We start from the raw sequence: 18,846 nt of genomic DNA, 5'->3' as shown, positions 1-18,846 counted from the left end.
CGGGCCCCGCGGACGGCGCGGCCCGTATGCGCACCGGAGGCGGCGCGGGCGGCGCACCGTGGCCACGGGAGCCGCAGTGCGCCTACGGGTGCCGCCCCGGCGATCGCAGGGGCAGCAGGGTCATCCCCGGTGGCCGCCGGTCCGGCCGCCGCGCCGCGGACCGGTCACGATGTTGGCGGAGGGGCCGTCGCGCTCGGCACGCTCCTCGGCCTCCTTCTCCTCCTGTTCCCGCTGCCACTTGCCGAACTGCTCGCGCGAGGCTTCCCGCTCCGCCATCGTCTGGTTCTCCGCCGCCCGGCGCATCTCGTGCATCCGGTCGCCGATGGCGTCCATGTAGCTCGGCGTCTCGATGGCTTCCTTCATGCCCATCCGGCCGGAGAGCACCTCCTGAGCCATCTCCTTGAGCTTGCCGCCGACGTTGGGGTTGTCCGACAGCGTCTGGAGGGCCTTGCGCAGCCGGTGCGCCTGCTCCGGATCCGCGGCGACGTCCATCAGGTCCTCGTCCTGGATCTGCCGATCGTTGCTCATCTGCGTCCCCCTTGATGTGGTGGCACAGCAACTCGTGTGCTGCACCGGCATGCCGAGTGTAATGACCGGTGTGAACAGGGCGTCAAGGCGGGGTTGTCGGTATTGCTGTGTATTGCTCCGTATGTATTCGGCGGTGTGTTGGGTGCCCGCTCCGTAGCGGGGTCCGGGCCGTTTGCGGGTGTGCTAGACCTGAGAAGAAGCACAGCGGCCAGCCGCTATTCAATTCGGGGAGAAAAGATGTCCGATGAAGTCCGGCTCAGTTCGGAGGAGTTGCACAAGCTCGGTGCGACCTTCGAGATACGCGCGGAAGAACTGGGCCGGCAGCTGGCGGCATTCAAACGGAAGGCGGACGCCGAGGCGCTGCGGGACGGCTTCGGCAGCAGCCGCGAGGAGGCCCGCGCGCATCTGGAGCGGTACGAACAGGCCGAGCACGCCCTCGTCATGCTGCAGGAGCGGCTCGCCGAGGTGGGCGGCGGCATCAAGGAGACCGCGGCCAATGCACAGGCGGCCGAGGAAGAGCTGGTCGAGATGATGCGGAGCGTCAAGTGAGCGAGCGGCGCAACCCCGAGGCACTGCACGAAGCGGCGGCCGGCTGGCGGGACATGGGCAAACACCTCGACGGACTCGTACGCGATCTGGACCGGCACGTCAGCAGCGCCGCCGCGGCCCACTGGCAGGGGCCGGCGGGCGAGGCGTTCGCCGGGGAATGGCACCAGCTCAGGCGCTCCGTCGACGACTCGCTGCCGGCCTTCGAACTGGCCGCAGCGGATCTGGAACTGGCCGCCGCGCCTCCCGCCGAGAAGGACAGCGAGGACCACGAGGACCGTAGCCAGGCGCAGGCCAACAACTCCGGCGGGCAGCAGTCCGGCACCAACTTCGCCTACGGCTTCATGGCCCTCGGCCAGCTCGCCAACGGCCTCGGCGGCGCGTTCAGCAAGCGCGGCGGCGGGGGCGGCGGCCGGCAGGGACCGGCCGCGACGCACCGGTGGGAGACCTCCACGGCGGTGCACGGAGCCGACCCCTTCGGTCCGAAGGGCGACGGCACGGCGCGCGGCGGCGAGAACATCGCCAAGGGCGTACGGACAACCCCGGCCGCGGCGGTCGAACGGGCGGCCAAGGAAGCCAAGGAAGCCGACGAGGCCAAGGCGGCCAAGGGCGCCAAGACGAAGGATGGCGGCGCCTTCGGCTGACACGCCCACGAGGCCCCGGCACGTGCACAAAGCCCGGCACGCCCACTGGGCCCGGCCCCGCAAACGGCGGTGGGGCGCCCCTCCTGAGAGGGACGCCCCACCGCCGTTGTGCGTGCGACCGGTCAGCCGCTCTGCGGCGGCAGCCAGCCCGTCTGGACCAGCTGCGCACCGCGCTTACGCGTGACGAACGTCGCCCGTCCAGGCGTCAGGTTCTGGCCCTTGATGTTGCCCATCAGCGGACCCTCGGCCGGGTCGGCGGACAGTATCAGACCCTGCGCACCGAGCTCCTTGGTGCGCTGCATCACGGGCTCGAACGAGGACCGGCCGGCGCCCGAGGAGTTGCGCGCGATGATCAGGCGCAGACCCAGGTCACGGGCGAACGGCAGATGCTCCAGCAGCGGCTGCAGCGGGTTGCCGGTGCTGGTCGCCACCAGGTCGTAGTCGTCCACGATCACGAACGCGTCCGGCAGGTCGTACCAGCTGCGGTTGCGCAGCTGCTCCGGCGTGACGTCCGGCCCCGGCATCCGTCGGCTCAGCGAACCGGCCAGACCGCTGATGACCTCCTGCAGCTGCGGACCCGCGGCGCAGTACTTGTAGAGATGGCTCTCCGGGATCTCCCCGAGGTGCGCGCGCCGGTAGTCGGAGACGACCATGAGCGCCTTGTCCGAGGGGTACCGCTCCGCGATCTGCTTGGCGATCAGACGCACCAGCGCCGACTTGCCCGACTCGCTCTCGCCGTAGATGACCAGCAGCGGGTCGGTCTCGAAGTCGATGAACGCCGGCGACAGCGTCATCTCGTCGACACCGATCGCGACGCCGTGCTCCGGGTAGTCGCTGCCCTTGGGCAGCTCGTTGACGTGGAGCATCGTCGGCAGCATCCGCACCGCCGGAGCGGGCTCGCCCTGCCAGTTCTCGCTGACCGTCGAGACCAGGTTCGCGATGCCGTCGCTGATCGTCTCCGGGTCGGACATGCCGTCCAGCCGCGGCAGTGCCGCCAGGAAGTCCAGCTTGTCGGGCGACAGACCGCGACCGGGCTTGCCCATCGGGACGTTCTCCGCGCGCTTGCGGTCGAACTCCGACTCCATGGCGTCGCCCAGACGCAGCTCGACGCGGTTGAGGAGCTGGTCCCGCAGCGCGGGCCGCACCTCGGTGTAGCGCGAGGCGGAGAGGAACAGGTGGACACCGAAACCGAGACCCCGTGCGGCGATGTCGAGGATCACCGGGTCCATCTGCTCGTAGTCCGTCTTGAACGTTCCCCAGCCGTCGATGATGAGGAAGACGTCGCCCCACTTCTGGTCGGGGAACGCGCCCGCCGCCCGCCGCTGGCGGTAGGTGGAGATCGAGTCGATGCTGTTGGCCCGGAAGAACTCCTCGCGCTCGTTGAGGATGCCGACGACCTCGGAGACCGTACGGCGCACCTTCTCGGCGTCCAGACGGGACGCGACACCGCCGACGTGCGGCAGGCCCTCCATGGTCAGCATGCCGCCGCCACCGAAGTCGAGGCAGTAGAACTGCACCTCGGCCGGGGTGTGGGTGAGCGCGAACGAGGCGATGGCGGCCCGCATCAGCGTGGACTTACCGGACTGCGGACCACCCACGACCAGGCCGTGACCGGCACCGGCGGAGAAGTCCAGGTACATCACGTCACGCCGCTGCTCGAACGGCTTGTCCACCAGCGCGACCGGCACCACGAGCTTGCCCAGCGCGGTGTACTCCGGCGCGTGGACACCCCGCTCGGGGGTGACCGCCAGCGTCGGCAGCAGCTGGTTGACCGTGGGCGGCTCCTCCAGCGGGGGCAGCCACACCTGGTGCGCCGGCGGGCCCTGGCCCACCATGCGCTGGACGATGACGTCCAGAACGGTGTCGGCCAGCGCGTCGTCAATCTCGGGCTCGTCCGTCTCGACGACGACGGGCTCCTCGATGATCTGCTCGATGACCGGGGCCGCGGTGAACGGCACCGGCATCTGCATCGACCCGCCGCCGACGCCGCCACGTCCGCCGCTACCCGGGCCGCGGTAGACACCACCGACATACGCGGCCTTGAACTGGACCATCGTCTCGGTGTCGTACTTCAGGATGCCGGAACCGGGAACGTTCGGCAGGTGGTAGGCGTCCGGCACACCGATCGCGGTCCGCGACTCGGCCGCGGAGAACGTCCGCAGACCCAGCCGGTACGAAAGGAACGTGTCCAGACCGCGCAGCTTGCCCTCTTCCAGACGCTGCGAGGCGAGCAGCATGTGCACACCCATCGATCGGCCGATACGGCCGATCTGGATGAACATCTCGATGAAGTCGGGCTTGGCGGCGAGCAGCTCGGAGAACTCGTCGATGATCATCACCAGCGACGGCAGCGGCTCCAGCGGGGCACCCGCGGCACGCGCCTTCTCGTAGTCGGTGATGTTCGCGTAGTTGCCCGCCGAGCGCAGCAGCTCCTGACGGCGCTGGAGCTCACCGGTGATCGAGTCGCGCATGCGGTCGATCAGCGTGACGTCCTCGCCGAGGTTGGTGATGACCGCTGCGACGTGCGGCATCTCCGACATACCGGTGAAGGTGGCGCCACCCTTGAAGTCCGCGAGGATGAAGTTCAGCGTCTCCGAGGAGTGGGTGACCGCCAGGGCGAGCACCAGGGTGCGCAGCACCTCGGACTTACCGGAACCGGTCGCACCGACACACAGACCGTGCGGGCCCATGCCCTGCTGCGACGCTTCCTTGATGTCCAGCATGACCGGCTGGCCGTCCCGGTCGACACCGAGCGGGACGCGCAGCCGCTCGGCCAGCGTCCGGGGACGCCAGGTACGCGACACATCGACGGAACCGGCATCGCCGATGTTGAGCAGGTCGGTGAAGTCCAGGTTGGACAGCAGCGGTTCCTCGCCGTCCGCACCCGAACCGGCCCGCAGCGGGGCGAGCTGGCGCGCCAGCGCCTCCGCCTCGGGGATCGACAGCGTGTCGCACACACCGTGGTAGACCGCGCCGCTCGCCGACTCCAGCACCAGCTTGCCCGGCCACACCTGTACGGCCAGACCACCGCGGATCTCGTCCAGGTCGCCCGGGACGACCTCGAGGATGGTGACGCCCTGCAAACCCTCGGCCCCGGCGATCACCGAGTCCATCGGCACGTCGCCGCCGTCGAGCACGAGCACCACATGCGGGGTGTCGGTCACCGGAGCGCCCTGCGGGCTGAAGCGCCCGCGGCCGTCCAGCTCATCCGCCAGCAGCTCCTCGATCTCGCCGAGGTCGCCGACGACCAGCCGGCGGCTGCCGGCGCCGTCCGTGCTCCGGTGCTGGACCTGCGGCAGCCACTTCGTCCACTCCCACTCCGCCTGCGCACCGGGCGCGGCGACGACCGCCACCACCAGGTCCTCGGGCGAGTGCAGGGTGCACAGCTGGGCGAGGATGGCGCGCGAGGCGCCGTAGACGGTGTCCGGGTCACCGGAGACGGTCAGGTGGTAGAAGGCCCGCAGCGAGACCGCCAGCGGCAGGTCCTCCAACTGTCCGTGCTTGTCGAGGAATTCCTTCATCGCATGCGCGGTGAGCGGCTCCAGCTCTTCGACCGGAGCGGTCTCCGGAGCCCTTAGGGGAGTGGCCAGCTGCTGCGGCCCCAGCCCCAGACGTACTTGCCCGAAGTCCGGATCGGTCGCCCGGCGCTCCCACACCCGCTTGCCCTCGGCCACCACCGACCACAGCTGAGCCGGGTCGGGATGGATGTAGAGCTGGGCGTCCCGCTGCTTGCGGGCGGTGCGGCGCACCTCTTTGCGCTTTTGCGCAAGGTACTTGAGGTAGTCCTGGCGTTCCTGGACCATTTGCCCGGAAGGACCCTGGCGGGCTTTGACGATCTGCATGATCGCCATCGCCAGGGTGGACGCCACCATGAAGCCGCCCATGATCTTCATGAACGGCTGATTGCCCATGAAGAGGAATCCCGCCGACGACGCCATGCCCATCATGGGCATGAAGGTCATCAGCAGATTCTCCGACTCCCCTTCGCGGGGAAGCTCCGGAGGCGCCTCCAGTGTCACCTCCTCCGCGGGTACTTCAGGTGGCAGCGCGCGGGGCGGGCGCTTGACGATGACAACGCTCACCGAGGCATCAGTCCTTCATGCATCTCGCAGTCTCGGACCGCCCCCGTTGGTTTGACGGTCCCCCGGGCACAAGTCCTTGGCCCGACGCAGGCGTTGATCCTACTGTTACGGGTCAAGTGATGGGGTGGGTGGGGCAGCCCCCCGGGCGGACGGTACGCTGACGCACCGCGAGCGTGCCACAGCCCCGTAGTGACGGCTTTATATATAGGGCGCGTGACGCGACAAAACGCCCAACGGATAGGGGGAACCGCCAGGTGAGCACGAGCACTGGCACCGGCTTCTGCCGGGTCACAGTCGCCGCGCCGGATGCACGGATCGATGTGGCTCTGCCGGAGGACGTCGCACTCGTCGACATCTATCCGGAGATTCTGCGGCTCTCCGGGCAGTCCCAGGCGGAGGGCGCTCCGACCGGCTACCACCTCGTACGCCGCGACGGCACGGTACTTGACGCCGGACAGTCGCTCGCCCAGCAGCAGATCCTCGACGGCGACCTTCTTCTTCTGAAGCCGTTCGCCGAATCGCTCCCGCTCCCGGTCTTCGACGACGTCTCGGACGCCGTCGCCTCCGCGGTCAAGCAGAACCGCAGCCGCTGGAGCGACGACCTGATGATTTACGTCGGTCTCACGGCCGGCGTCCTGCTGCTCGTCATGATGGCTTTCGCGCTGTGGGTCTCGAACCCGGTCCAACACCGCGACATGCACAGCCTGCCCGGCATCATCGCCGGCGTCACCGGCATCGTCCTGGTCGCCCTGGCCGGCGTCCGCGCCCGCGTCTACGACGACCACGGCTCCTCCATCGCCCTGGGCCTCGCGTCCCTGCCGCACCTGCTGATCGCCGGCTCCGGCATCTTCGCCGTCGAGGCCGGCCACGGACCCGGCCGGCTCCAGCTCCTCGTCGGCTGTGTGACCGTACTGATCGCCTCCATCCTGCTGGTGGTCCTGCTGCCGCGCGGCGACGCACCCTTCGTGGCGGCCGCGTTCCTGTCCGCCATCGGCACCCTCGCCGTCTTCGCGGCGATCCTCACCGACGCCCGGCCGATCGATGTCGCCGCCGTCACCGCCGTCGTCGCCATCGCGATGGTCGCCTGGCTCCCCGGACTTTCCGCCCGCTTCGCCCGGCTGCCCATCGGCTACAAGTCGCCCGACCAGATCGCCAAGGGCTACGACGGCGAGCGCGGCGAGACCGAGTCGGTCGACTTCATCAAGATCGGCAACCAGGCCAAGCGCGGCCACGAGCTGCTCCTCGGCCTCGTCGCCGGCTGCGCCGCCCTCGTCGTCGGCTCCGCCGGTATCGTCCTCGGCTTCTCCGACAACATGTGGGCCCAGCTGCTGGCCCTGGCCGCCGGCATCACGATCATGCTGCGCGCCCGGCTCTTCGAGTACACCGCGCAGGTCGCCTGCCTCACCATCGCCGGCATCTTCACGATCGTCCTGCTGATCCTGGGTGTCGCGCTGAACCCGCCGCAGGAGATCTTCGTCGACCTGCTCAGGTTCGACGACTCCGGCCCGCTCAACATACGCACCATCTGGTTCTCCGCCAGCATCGCGGTGGGCGCCGCCATCCTCGTCGGCGTCGGCCTGGTCGTCCCCCGCAAGGGCGTCACCCCCTTCTGGGGCCGGATCTTCGACATCTTCGACGGCCTGGTCCTGCTGTCCCTGGTCCCGCTGTGCCTCGCGGTGCTGGACGTGTACGCGACCGTGCGCGGCCTCACCGGAAGTTAGCGACGGCCACACCCTGCGCGCCGCGGCCCCCCGACCACCCGGTCGGGGGGCCGTTTCTTACTGGTACGCTGTGTGACGGTCCGATCGAGTCATCCAAGATTCCCTGTGAAGCAAACCAGGGGCGCTCAAGGACCAGATCTTGAAGGAGTCCGCGTGTCGCTCGACGCCGCAACGAAGAAGCAGATCATGTCCGAGTACGCCACCAAGGAGGGTGACACCGGTTCCCCCGAGGTCCAGGTCGCGATGCTCACCCGTCGCATCTCGGACCTGACCGAGCACCTCAAGACCCACAAGCACGACCACCACTCCCGCCGTGGTCTGCTGCTGCTGGTCGGCCAGCGTCGCCGCCTGCTGCAGTACCTGGCCAAGAAGGACATCACGCGCTTCCGTGCGCTGGTCGAGCGCCTCGGCATCCGCCGCGGCGCGGCGGGCGCCAAGTAAGACGCCATAAAGGGAGCGGTTCCCACCGGGGGCCGCTCCCTTTGCCGTACGCGCCGGACTCTTTCGCCACCCCGCGGTGGACGGAACGTTTGTAGTCTGGTGCCATATCGCAAAAGCGAACGCGGGGAGAGCGCCTCCTGGCCGCCGGTCCTCGGTAGTGGCCCCCGGAGATTTCCGGGTGCTTCGATCGAAGACCGGCCCGCACGGCGCTCCTCCGCAGAAGGTCCGCTGCCACACGGGCAGCGGACGCAGACGAGGAGATATTCCTGGTGGAGAACGAGACCCACTACGCCGAGGCCGTCATCGACAACGGTTCCTTCGGCACCCGCACCATCCGCTTCGAGACGGGCCGCCTGGCCAAGCAGGCCGCCGGTTCCGCCGTGGCGTACCTGGACGACGACACCATGGTGCTGTCGGCCACCTCCGCTTCCAAGACCCCGAAGGACCAGCTGGACTTCTTCCCGCTGACCGTCGACGTCGAGGAGCGGATGTACGCAGCCGGGAAGATCCCCGGTTCCTTCTTCCGCCGTGAGGGCCGCCCCAGCGAGGACGCGATCCTCACCTGCCGCCTGATCGACCGGCCGCTGCGCCCCTCCTTCAAGAAGGGCCTGCGCAACGAGATCCAGATCGTCGAGACGATCATGGCGCTCAACCCCGACCACCTCTACGACGTGGTCGCCATCAACGCCGCCTCCTGCTCCACGCAGCTGGCCGGCCTGCCCTTCTCCGGCCCCATCGGCGGCACCCGTGTCGCCCTGATCAAGGGCCAGTGGGTCGCCTTCCCGACCCACACCGAGCTCGAGGACGCCGTCTTCGACATGGTCGTGGCCGGCCGGGTCCTCCCGGACGGCGACGTCGCGATCATGATGGTCGAGGCCGAGGCCACCGAGAAGACCATCCAGCTGGTCAAGGACGGCGCCGAGGCCCCGACCGAAGAGGTCGTCGCCGCCGGTCTCGAGGCCGCCAAGCCCTTCATCAAGGTGCTGTGCAAGGCCCAGTCGGACCTCGCCGCCAAGGCCGCCAAGCCGACCGGCGAGTTCCCCGTCTTCCTCGACTACCAGGACGACGTCCTGGAGGCGCTGACCGCCGCCGTCAAGGACGAGCTCGCCCAGGCGCTCACCATCGCCGGCAAGCAGGACCGCGAGACCGAGCTGGACCGCGTCAAGGCGGTGGCCGCCGAGAAGCTGCTCCCGCAGTTCGAGGGCCGCGAGCGCGAGATCTCCGCCGCCTACCGTTCGCTGACCAAGTCCCTGGTCCGCGAGCGCGTCATCAAGGACAAGGTCCGCATCGACGGCCGCGGCATCACGGACATCCGTACGCTCGCCGCCGAGGTCGAGGCGATCCCGCGGGTGCACGGCTCCGCCCTGTTCGAGCGTGGCGAGACCCAGATCCTGGGCGTCACCACCCTCAACATGCTCCGCATGGAGCAGCAGCTGGACACCCTCTCCCCGGTGACCCGCAAGCGCTACATGCACAACTACAACTTCCCGCCGTACTCCGTCGGTGAGACCGGCCGCGTGGGCTCGCCCAAGCGCCGCGAGATCGGCCACGGCGCGCTCGCCGAGCGTGCCATCGTGCCGGTGCTGCCGACGCGCGAGGAGTTCCCGTACGCCATCCGCCAGGTCTCCGAGGCGCTGGGCTCCAACGGCTCGACGTCCATGGGCTCGGTCTGCGCCTCCACCATGTCGCTGCTGAACGCCGGTGTGCCCCTCAAGGCCCCCGTCGCCGGTATCGCCATGGGCCTGATCTCCCAGGAGATCGACGGCCAGACCCACTACGTCGCCCTCACCGACATCCTCGGTGCGGAGGACGCCTTCGGCGACATGGACTTCAAGGTCGCCGGCACCAAGCAGTTCGTCACGGCCCTGCAGCTCGACACCAAGCTCGACGGCATCCCCGCCTCGGTCCTGGCCGCCGCGCTGAAGCAGGCCCGCGACGCCCGTCTGCACATCCTGGATGTCATGACGGAGGCCATCGACACCCCGGACGAGATGTCCCCCAACGCCCCGCGGATCATCACCGTCAAGATCCCCGTGGACAAGATCGGTGAGGTCATCGGCCCCAAGGGCAAGATGATCAACCAGATCCAGGAGGACACCGGCGCCGACATCACGATCGAGGACGACGGCACCATCTACATCGGTGCCGCCGACGGCCCGGCCGCCGAGGCCGCCCGCGCCACGATCAACGGCATCGCCAACCCGACCATGCCGGAGGTCGGCGAGCGCTACCTGGGCACCGTCGTGAAGACGACGACCTTCGGTGCGTTCGTCTCCCTGCTCCCGGGCAAGGACGGCCTGCTGCACATCTCGCAGATCCGCAAGCTGGCCGGCGGCAAGCGCGTGGAGAACGTCGAGGACGTGCTCGCGGTGGGCGCCAAGGTCCAGGTCGAGATCGCCGAGATCGACCAGCGCGGCAAGCTGTCCCTGATCCCCGTGATCGAGGACGAGGACGCCGAGAAGGACGACGCCGCCAAGTGACGTCCCGTACGCACGCGACGACGGCCCGCCCCTCTTCGGAGGGGCGGGCCGTCGCCCGTACCCAAACGCTTCTCAAGGGCACCGCGGGCGCCGGCACGGTCCGCCGGACCACCCTCCCGGGCGGTCTGCGCATCGTCACCGAGACCCTGCCGTCGGTCCGCTCGGTCACCTTCGGCATCTGGGCCCACGTCGGCTCCCGCGACGAGACCCCCTCCCTCAACGGCGCCACCCACTACCTCGAGCACCTGCTCTTCAAGGGCACCGAGCGGCGCAGCGCCCTGGACATCTCCTCGGCCATCGACGCGGTCGGCGGCGAGATGAACGCCTTCACCGCGAAGGAATACACCTGCTACTACGCGCGGGTGCTCGACGCCGACCTGCCGCTCGCCATCGACGTGGTGTGCGACATGCTCACCGGCTCGCTGATCGAACCCGAGGACGTGGACGCCGAGCGCGGCGTCATCCTCGAGGAGATCGCGATGACCGAGGACGACCCGGGCGACTGCGTGCACGACCTGTTCGCGCACACCATGCTCGGCGACACCCCCCTCGGCCGCCCGGTCCTGGGCACCGTCGACACGGTCAACGCCCTCACCCCCGAGCGCATCCGCCGCTTCTACAAGAAGCACTACGACCCCACCCACCTCGTCGTCACCGCCGCGGGCAACATCGACCACGCCAAGGTCGTCCGCCTCGTCCGCAGCGCCTTCGAGCGGGCCGGGGCCCTCGGCCGCACGGACGCCGCCCCGGTCGACCCCCGCGCGGGCGCCCGGAACATCCGCACCACCGGCCGCGTCGAACACCTCAACCGCAAGACCGAGCAGGCGCACGTCATCCTCGGCGTACCCGGGATGTCCCGCACGGACGACCGCCGCTGGGCCATGGGCGTCCTGAACACCGCCCTCGGCGGCGGCATGTCCTCCCGCCTCTTCCAGGAGGTCCGCGAGAAGCGCGGCCTGGCCTACAGCGTGTATTCGTACACCTCGGGCTTCGCCGACTGCGGGCTGTTCGGCGTCTACGCGGGCTGCCGCCCCAACCAGGTGCCCGACGTGCTCAAGATCTGCCGCGACCAGCTCGACCAGGTGGCGGCCGACGGCCTCACCGACGACGAGGTCCACCGCGCGATCGGCCAGCTCCGCGGCTCCACGGTCCTGGGCCTGGAGGACACCGGCGCGCTGATGCACCGCATCGGCAAGAGTGAGCTGTGCTGGGGAGAGCAGATGTCGGTCGACGAGATGCTCGCCCGGATATCCGCCGTCACCCCCGACGAGGTCCGGGAGGTGGCCCGCGACGTCCTGGGCTCCCGCCCCTCGCTGTCCGTCATCGGCCCGCTGACCGACCGGCAGGCGGCCCGCCTGGACGACGCCGTCGCCTAGCCGACGCACCACCTACAGAGAGCTGGAAACGATGAGCAAGCTGCGCGTGGCCGTACTGGGCGCCAAGGGGCGCATCGGCTCCGAGGCCGTACGGGCCGTCGAGGCCGCAGAGGACATGGAGCTGGTCGCGGCCCTGGGCCGAGGCGACAAGCTGGAGACCCTGGCCGAGGCCGGTGCCCAGGTGGCGGTCGAGCTGACCAACCCCGGCGCCGTGATGGGCAACCTCGACTTCTGCGTCCGCCACGGCATCCACGCCGTCGTCGGCACCACCGGCTGGACCGAGGACCGCCTCGCGCAGCTGCGCACCTCCCTCGCCGCCTCGCCCGAGGTCGGCGTGCTCATCGCTCCGAACTTCTCCATCGGCGCCGTGCTCACCATGCAGTTCGCCCAGCAGGCGGCCCGCTTCTTCGAATCCGTCGAGGTCATCGAGCTGCACCACCCCAACAAGGCGGACGCCCCGTCCGGCACGGCGGCCCGCACCGCCCAGCTGATCGCCGCCGCCCGCCAGAAGGCCGGCAGCGCACCGCAGCCCGACGCCACCACCACGGCCCTGGACGGCGCCCGCGGCGCGGACGTCGACGGCATCCCCGTCCACTCCGTACGCCTGCGCGGCCTGCTGGCCCACCAGGAAGTCCTCCTGGGCGGCGAGGGGGAAACCCTCACCATCCGCCATGACTCCCTCCACCACAGCAGCTTCATGCCGGGCATCCTGCTCGGTGCGCGCCGCGTGGTGACCACCCCGGGCCTGACCGTCGGCCTGGAAAACTTCCTCGACCTGGACTGACAGGCAGACCTCCCCGTGCGCGCAAAGATCACCTATTTCGTCCTCGCGGCCGTCCTCGTCGTCTATTTCGTGCTGGTCGGCAGCCGGGGCGTGCTGCTCATCGAGCAGGGCACCGCGGTCACCGTCACCTTCGGCGTCGCGGTCCTGGTCCTGCCGTTCATCGGCCTGTGGTTCCTCTGGCACACCACCCAGTTCGCCCGCAAGGCCGGCATCCTCTCGCGCGAGCTGGAGGCCGAGGGCGGACTGCCGGTCGACGAGCTGAGGCGCACCCCCGGCGGCCGGATCGACCGCGACTCGGCCGACGAGGTCTTCGCCCGGCGGCAGGCCGAGACGGAGGACAAGCCCGGCGACTGGCGTACGTGGTTCCGCCTCGCGGTCGCCTACCACGACGCCCGCGACACCCCACGCGCCCGCAAGGCCATGCAGCGCGCCATCGCCCTGCACGACAACAAGCCCGTACGGACCTGACTCCGCACGGGCTGGGGGGCTGGGTGTTTCAGGGGCTAGGGGCTAGGGGCTAGGGGCTTCCGGGCTTCTGCCGCTGCCGGGGGTACGGCGGCAGCCCGGCGCCCCGGCGTTTCCCGGGCTCCAGCGTGGGCTCCGGAGGTGATCACCTTGCCGATCAGGGGAATACCGCCCCATCAGGGGAATACCGTCCCCCGCCCACCACGTTGTGGCCCAGCAGGGGGCGCTCGCACCCCCTAGGGGATGCGTTCCCCTAACCCCTAGTGGCGGCTCCCCCTAGTGGCGGTACTCCGCCGCCCACGCCTCCAGCACATCCGCCGCCCGCTCGAACGCCTCGGGCCGGGACTGGAAATCGCCGTTGTGGTCCGTGACCAGGATTTCCGGCTGCTCGTTCCGCATCCGCTGGACGATCACGGCCTGTCCCTGCACGGTCCGCGGCAGCCCCAGCCACCGCACGGGCTGCTGGACCGTACGGACCGTGGCGATGGCGGTCCACGGCTCCGTGGTCGTACGCAGCAGGCTCACCCGCCGCAGCCCGCTCGCGCTCACCCACACCCCCACGCGCAACAGACGCAGGGCGAGGACGATCACCAGCATGGCCACGACCCCACAGATCACGGCCCCGGTGAGCGAACCGGCCAGGCCGATGATCATGGCCGACAGCAGGACGAACGACGCCAGCAGTAAAAACACCGCCGCCGTCCCCACCCGCCACGGTCCGGGGCGGTAGGGACGGCGCCAGTGGTCGGGCTCGTCATACGGGAGTGCGGCCGGATCCGCCGCACGGCCATGGCCGTCGAGGTCGCGGTCGGCCGTCAGGAAGGACAGGGGCACGGCTGAACCTCACTCATGGGCACGCAAACAGAAGCTGTGACCGGTGAGGCTATCGGGCCGGAGGGAGCGGAACCACCCGCTCCCCTGCCCCCGCCCATCCACTCAGCGGTGGGCGGCTTCGGAGTGATGCACCCGGTCCGTACCGGAGCTGTCCTGCTGTAGCGACGGAATGCCGAACAGCAGGGCGCCGGCCAGGCCGCCCACGACGGTGAGGGTGATCAGGGACTGGCCGAGCAGCTGCGCACGGGAGGCGCGCTGGCGCGGCGGGGGAGTGACATTGCTGCGGAACCGGTCTGCCTCGGCAACGAAGGCGAACGGGACGGGCTCTCGCCGGCGGAACATGAGCGGGCTCTCCTAGGAACCTCGAAGTGGGCACTGTCACAGAGGTAGACGTATCCGCCGTCCGATTGGTGCCCGTTTTCAGTGACTTCTGTGAAAAATATCAACCGCTGGCTCGTTCACTGCTAGGTGGGGACCGTTTTGCGCCTAACGAGTTGCGCGGCGGCATTTCCTGAGCTTCCTTCACCTTTCCCGGGCTGTCAGTGGCGGGCCGTAGGCTGGGCGCGCACGAGGATCGAACGGAAGGAACCGCCGGTGTCCCACACCCCCGACGAGAGCACTGAGAGCGCCGACAGTGCAGCCGCCCGCTTCCGGAGCGAGGTGACGGTCGAGCTGGTCAAGCACAGCGCCGCGGACAGCGACGTCCTGTGGGCGGCCCGGGTCTCCACGGCCGGCGAGCAGTCGCTGGAGGAGCTCCAGAAGGACCCCGAGCGTTCCAAGGGCCTGATCAACTACCTCATGCGGGACCGGCACGGCAGCCCCTTCGAACACAACTCCATGACGTTCTTCATCAGCGCGCCGATCTTCGTCTTCCGCGAGTTCATGCGGCACCGCGTCGGCTGGTCGTACAACGAGGAGTCCGGCCGCTACCGCCAGCTGGAGCCGGTCTTCTACGTTCCCGGTGAGTCCCGCAAGCTGGTCCAGCAGGGCCGCCCCGGCAAGTACGAATTCGTCGACGGCACCCCGGCGCAGCACGAGCTCACCACCCGCGTCATGGAGGACACCTACCGCCAGGCGTACGACGCGTACCAGGAGATGCTCGCCGCCGGCGTCGCCCGCGAGGTGGCCCGCGCCGTCCTCCCCGTGGGCCTGTTCTCCTCGATGTACGCGACGTGCAACGCCCGCTCCCTGATGCACTTCCTCGGCCTGCGCACCCAGCACGAGCTGGCGAAGGTCCCCTCCTTCCCGCAGCGCGAGATCGAGATGGTCGGTGAGCAGATGGAGGCCCAGTGGGCCAAGCTCATGCCGCTCACGTACGGCGCATTCAATGCGAACGGCCGCATCGCCCCGTAAAGCGCCAGGCGGCGGGGCGGACGGCGCACGGTCCAGCGCCGGCGTGCGAGATGCCCGGATTGCGGCATTTTGAGAAGTTCATCTACTCTGAACAAACGGACCCGGCACTGCTTGAACCCCCGAGCAGGCAGTGCCGGAGTCCACATCCCTGCTCCCCCAGAGGCGCATCCCGAGGTGCGTTACGAGTAGCGTGGGACCCATGGCTCCGACTTCCACACCGCAGACCCCCTTCGGGCGGGTGCTGACCGCCATGGTCACGCCGTTCACGGCGGATGGCGCACTCGACCTCGATGGCGCCCAGCGGCTCGCCGCCCATCTGGTGGACGCCGGCAACGACGGCCTCGTCGTCAACGGCACCACCGGAGAGTCCCCGACCACCAGCGACGCCGAGAAAGCACAGCTCGTGCGCGCCGTGGTCGACGCGGTCGGAGACCGCGCCTTTGTCGTCGCCGGAGCCGGCACCAACGACACCCGCCACAGCCTCGAGCTCGCCCGCGCCGCCCAGGACGCCGGCGCCCACGGCCTCCTCGCGGTGACGCCCTACTACAGCAAGCCCCCGCAGGAGGGCCTGCTGCGCCATTTCACGGCCATCGCGGACGCCACCGAGCTGCCCGTCATGCTCTACGACATCCCGGGCCGCAGCGGCGTCCCGATCAACACCGAGACCCTGGTCCGGCTCGCCGAGCACCCGCGGATCGTCGCCAACAAGGACGCCAAGGGCGACCTGGGTCGTGCCAGCTGGGCCATCGCCCGCTCCGACCTCGCCTGGTACAGCGGCGACGACATGCTCAACCTCCCGCTGCTCTCGGTCGGCGCCATCGGCTTCGTCTCCGTCGTCGGCCACGTCGTCACCCCCGAGCTGCGCGCCCTCCTGGACGCCCACCTCAATGGCGACGTCACCAAGGCCACGGAGATCCACCAGAAGCTGCTGCCCGTCTTCACCGGCATGTTCCGCACCCAGGGCGTCATCACCACCAAGGCCGCCCTCGGACTCCAGGGCCTGCCCGCCGGCCCGCTGCGTCTGCCCCTGGTGGAGCTCTCCCCCGAGGAGACCGAACAGCTCACGCGCGACCTCGCCGCCGGCGGGGTACAGCTCTGAGCACAGGCTTCGGATCACAGACTTCACAACTGAATACCGACCAACAACCGCCACATAGCAAGTGCACGAATGTCATGCGCGCCACGTGCCTCGACGGCAGCGTGGCGCGTGTGGTGAGGAGAGTCTTTTGAGTCATCCGCATCCCGAGCTCGGCGCTCCGCCGAAGCTTCCCAAGGGCGGCCTGCGCGTCACCCCCCTCGGTGGCCTGGGTGAAATCGGCCGCAACATGACCGTCTTCGAATACGGCGGCCGGCTGTTGATCGTCGACTGCGGAGTGCTCTTCCCCGAGGAGGAGCAGCCCGGAATCGACCTGATCCTGCCGGACTTCAGCTCCATCAGGGACCGCCTGGACGACATCGACGGCATCGTGCTCACGCACGGCCACGAGGACCACATCGGTGGTGTCCCCTATCTCCTGCGCGAGAAGCCGGACATCCCCCTTATCGGCTCCAAGCTGACCCTCGCCCTCATCGAGGCCAAGCTCCAGGAGCACCGGATCCGCCCGTACACGCTGGAGGTCGCCGAGGGCGACCGCGAGCGCCTGGGCCCCTTCGACTGCCAGTTCGTGGCTGTCAACCACTCCATCCCGGACGCCCTCGCGGTCGCCATCCGCACCCCCGCGGGCATGGTCGTCCACACCGGCGACTTCAAGATGGACCAGCTCCCGCTGGACCGCCGCCTCACCGACCTCCCCGCCTTCGCCAAGCTCGGCGAGGAAGGCATCGACCTTCTTCTCTCCGACTCCACGAACGCCGAGGTCCCGGGCTTCGTCCCGCCCGAGCGCGACATCTCCAACGTGCTGCGCCAGGTGTTCGCCAACGCCCAGAAGCGCATCATCGTGGCCAGCTTCGCCAGCCATGTGCACCGCATCCAGCAGATCCTCGACGCGGCCCACGAGTACGGCCGCCGGGTCGCCTTCGTCGGCCGCTCGATGGTCCGCAACATGGGCATCGCCCGCGACCTGGGCTACCTCAATGTCCCGGCCGGCCTGGTCGTCGACGTCAAAACCCTCGACGACCTCCCGGACGACGAGGTCGTCCTGGTCTGCACCGGCTCCCAGGGCGAGCCCATGGCCGCGCTCTCCCGGATGGCCAACCGCGACCACCAGATCCGCATCGTGCAGGGCGACACCGTGATCCTGGCGTCCTCCCTCATCCCGGGCAACGAAAACGCGGTATACCGCGTGATCAACGGTCTGACCCGCTGGGGAGCGAACGTCGTCCACAAGGGCAACGCCAAGGTCCATGTCTCGGGCCACGCCTCGGCCGGCGAGCTCCTGTACTTCTACAACATCTGCAAGCCGAAGAACCTGATGCCGGTGCACGGCGAATGGCGCCACCTGCGCGCCAACGCCGAACTGGGCGCCCTGACCGGCGTACCGAAGGACCGCATCGTCATCGCCGAGGACGGCGTCGCGGTCGACCTCGTCAACGGCGTCGCAAAGATCGCCGGCAAGGTCCAGGCGGGCTACGTCTACGTCGACGGCCTCTCGGTCGGCGATGTCACCGAGACCCACCTCAAGGACCGCCGCATCCTCGGCGACGAAGGCATCATCTCCGTCTTCGTGGTCGTGGACAGCACCACCGGCAAGACCGTCGGCGGACCGAACATCCATGCCCGCGGCTCAGGCATCGACGACGCGGCCTTCAACGCCGTCATGCCCAAGATCGAAGAGGCGCTGGCCAAGTCCGCCCAGGACGGCATCACCGAGCCACACCAGCTCCAGCAGCTGGTCCGCCGCTCGGTCGGCAAGTGGGTGTCGGACAACTACCGCCGCCGCCCGATGATCCTCCCCGTGATCGTCGAGGTCTGACGCACAGAGCGGTACGAACGTCCTCAAGTCGGAGCGGGGGGGGGGGGCGGGGGGGGGGGGGGGCCCCCCCCCCCGGGGGGGGGGGGGGGGCGGGGGGGGGGGGGGGGGCCCGCGCGCCTCCCCCCGCGGCCGCCCCCCCCGCCCCGGCGCCCGACCCCACCCCCGGTGAGCGCGGCGGCCCCCCCCCCGCGGGCCCCCCCCCCCCCCCGGGGGGGGGGGGGCCCCCGGCCGGCCCCCCCCCCCCCCCCGCTCCAGTAGGTTTACGGCTCCGCCTGGACGGGAAGCCCTGCACGCTTGCGAGCGCGATACGGCTCCCCAACGGTCGCGGAATTCCGACCCAAAGCAATCTGTTAAAGTCGGATAAGCCGAAAGGCACCCCCTCCGACGGGAAATCGGAAACGAAATTCGACCGGAAACGGCGAGGCTCGGATCTGCTAAAGTCGGAAAGGCCGAAAAGCGAAAGTCGGAGGCCGAACCCCGCTCCAACAGGGGGCCGGAGACGGAAACGGATCTGGTAAGGTTGGGAACGCGAAGAAGCCGAAAGGTGGAAACGCACCGGCGAAAATCAGGGCCGCGAGGATCTGGTAGAGTCGGAAACGCAAGACCGAAGGGAAGCGCCCGGAGAGCCTGGTGAAACAGGCACAAAGGAAGCGTCCGTTCCTTGAGAACTCAACAGCGTG

Annotated in this window: 15 protein-coding genes; 11 read left to right on the top strand and 4 right to left on the bottom strand. The window is 69.4% G+C overall.

What is annotated here, in order from left to right:
• Window positions 1–120: 120 nt before the first annotated feature.
• The gene (locus tag ACIRPT_RS29315) at window positions 121–528 is read right to left on the bottom strand and encodes a hypothetical protein (protein ID WP_403832466.1); all 408 of its coding nucleotides are present in this window, start codon (window positions 526–528) and stop codon (window positions 121–123) included.
• Window positions 529–765: 237 nt separating this feature from the next.
• On the opposite strand from ACIRPT_RS29315, the gene ACIRPT_RS29310 reads away from it, so the two are divergent.
• On the top strand, window positions 766–1,077 hold the full coding sequence (locus ACIRPT_RS29310) for a hypothetical protein (protein WP_403512972.1): 312 nt from the start codon (window positions 766–768) through the stop codon (window positions 1,075–1,077).
• Window positions 1,074–1,718: a WXG100 family type VII secretion target gene (locus tag ACIRPT_RS29305; protein ID WP_403832463.1), complete on the top strand. Its 645-nt coding sequence runs from the start codon at window positions 1,074–1,076 to the stop codon at window positions 1,716–1,718. The genes ACIRPT_RS29310 and ACIRPT_RS29305 overlap by 4 nt, the downstream gene beginning before the upstream one ends.
• Window positions 1,719–1,840: 122 nt before the next feature.
• Here the strand turns inward: ACIRPT_RS29305 and eccCa are convergent, their stop codons facing one another.
• Window positions 1,841–5,800 carry a type VII secretion protein EccCa gene (eccCa, locus tag ACIRPT_RS29300; protein ID WP_403832460.1) on the bottom strand — a complete coding sequence of 1,320 codons (3,960 nt, stop codon included), beginning with the start codon at window positions 5,798–5,800 and terminating at the stop codon, window positions 1,841–1,843.
• A 254-nt stretch (window positions 5,801–6,054) separates the two neighbouring features.
• Here eccCa and eccD point away from each other — a divergent pair, with 254 nt between their 5' ends.
• The 6 genes from eccD (at window position 6,055) to ACIRPT_RS29270 (ending at window position 13,070) form a co-directional block, all read left to right on the top strand.
• Entirely contained in the window at window positions 6,055–7,521 is a 1,467-nt protein-coding gene (gene eccD / locus ACIRPT_RS29295) for a type VII secretion integral membrane protein EccD (protein WP_403832458.1), read from the top strand.
• Window positions 7,522–7,674: 153 nt separating this feature from the next.
• On the top strand, window positions 7,675–7,962 hold the full coding sequence (gene rpsO, locus ACIRPT_RS29290) for a 30S ribosomal protein S15 (protein ID WP_403512982.1): 288 nt from the start codon (window positions 7,675–7,677) through the stop codon (window positions 7,960–7,962).
• A gap of 269 nt (window positions 7,963–8,231) precedes the next feature.
• Window positions 8,232–10,442, top strand: coding sequence for a polyribonucleotide nucleotidyltransferase (locus tag ACIRPT_RS29285; protein WP_403832455.1), 2,211 nt, complete (start codon window positions 8,232–8,234; stop codon window positions 10,440–10,442).
• Window positions 10,439–11,818, top strand: coding sequence for a M16 family metallopeptidase (locus tag ACIRPT_RS29280; protein WP_403832453.1), 1,380 nt, complete (start codon window positions 10,439–10,441; stop codon window positions 11,816–11,818). Before ACIRPT_RS29285 ends, ACIRPT_RS29280 begins: the two co-directional genes overlap by 4 nt.
• 31 nt (window positions 11,819–11,849) lie before the next feature.
• Entirely contained in the window at window positions 11,850–12,602 is a 753-nt protein-coding gene (gene dapB / locus ACIRPT_RS29275) for a 4-hydroxy-tetrahydrodipicolinate reductase (RefSeq protein ID WP_403512991.1), read from the top strand.
• A 15-nt stretch (window positions 12,603–12,617) separates the two neighbouring features.
• The gene (locus ACIRPT_RS29270; protein WP_403832451.1) at window positions 12,618–13,070 is read left to right on the top strand and encodes a hypothetical protein; all 453 of its coding nucleotides are present in this window, start codon (window positions 12,618–12,620) and stop codon (window positions 13,068–13,070) included.
• A 273-nt stretch (window positions 13,071–13,343) separates the two neighbouring features.
• On the opposite strand, the gene ACIRPT_RS29265 is transcribed toward ACIRPT_RS29270, so the two are convergent.
• Window positions 13,344–13,901: a phage holin family protein gene (locus ACIRPT_RS29265; RefSeq protein WP_403832449.1), complete on the bottom strand. Its 558-nt coding sequence runs from the start codon at window positions 13,899–13,901 to the stop codon at window positions 13,344–13,346.
• 102 nt (window positions 13,902–14,003) lie between these two features.
• Window positions 14,004–14,243, bottom strand: a complete 240-nt coding sequence (locus ACIRPT_RS29260) for a hypothetical protein (RefSeq protein WP_403513000.1) — start codon at window positions 14,241–14,243, stop codon at window positions 14,004–14,006.
• Window positions 14,244–14,495: 252 nt separating this feature from the next.
• On the opposite strand from ACIRPT_RS29260, the gene thyX reads away from it, so the two are divergent.
• From thyX to ACIRPT_RS29245, 3 genes are all read left to right on the top strand, one after another.
• A complete protein-coding gene (gene thyX, locus ACIRPT_RS29255) occupies window positions 14,496–15,254 on the top strand; it encodes an FAD-dependent thymidylate synthase (RefSeq protein WP_403513003.1) in 759 nt (252 codons plus the stop codon).
• Between the two features lie 199 nt (window positions 15,255–15,453).
• A complete protein-coding gene (gene dapA / locus ACIRPT_RS29250) occupies window positions 15,454–16,353 on the top strand; it encodes a 4-hydroxy-tetrahydrodipicolinate synthase (RefSeq protein ID WP_403513006.1) in 900 nt (299 codons plus the stop codon).
• Between the two features lie 127 nt (window positions 16,354–16,480).
• Window positions 16,481–18,166 carry a ribonuclease J gene (locus ACIRPT_RS29245; protein ID WP_403513009.1) on the top strand — a complete coding sequence of 562 codons (1,686 nt, stop codon included), beginning with the start codon at window positions 16,481–16,483 and terminating at the stop codon, window positions 18,164–18,166.
• Window positions 18,167–18,846 lie beyond the last annotated feature (680 nt).

It is taken from the genome of Streptomyces sp. NPDC101227, assembly GCF_044767545.1.
Lineage (GTDB): Bacteria > Actinomycetota > Actinomycetes > Streptomycetales > Streptomycetaceae > Streptomyces.
The sequence above is the reverse complement of the archived record's forward strand: the minus strand, read 5'-3'. Positions and strand labels throughout refer to the sequence as shown.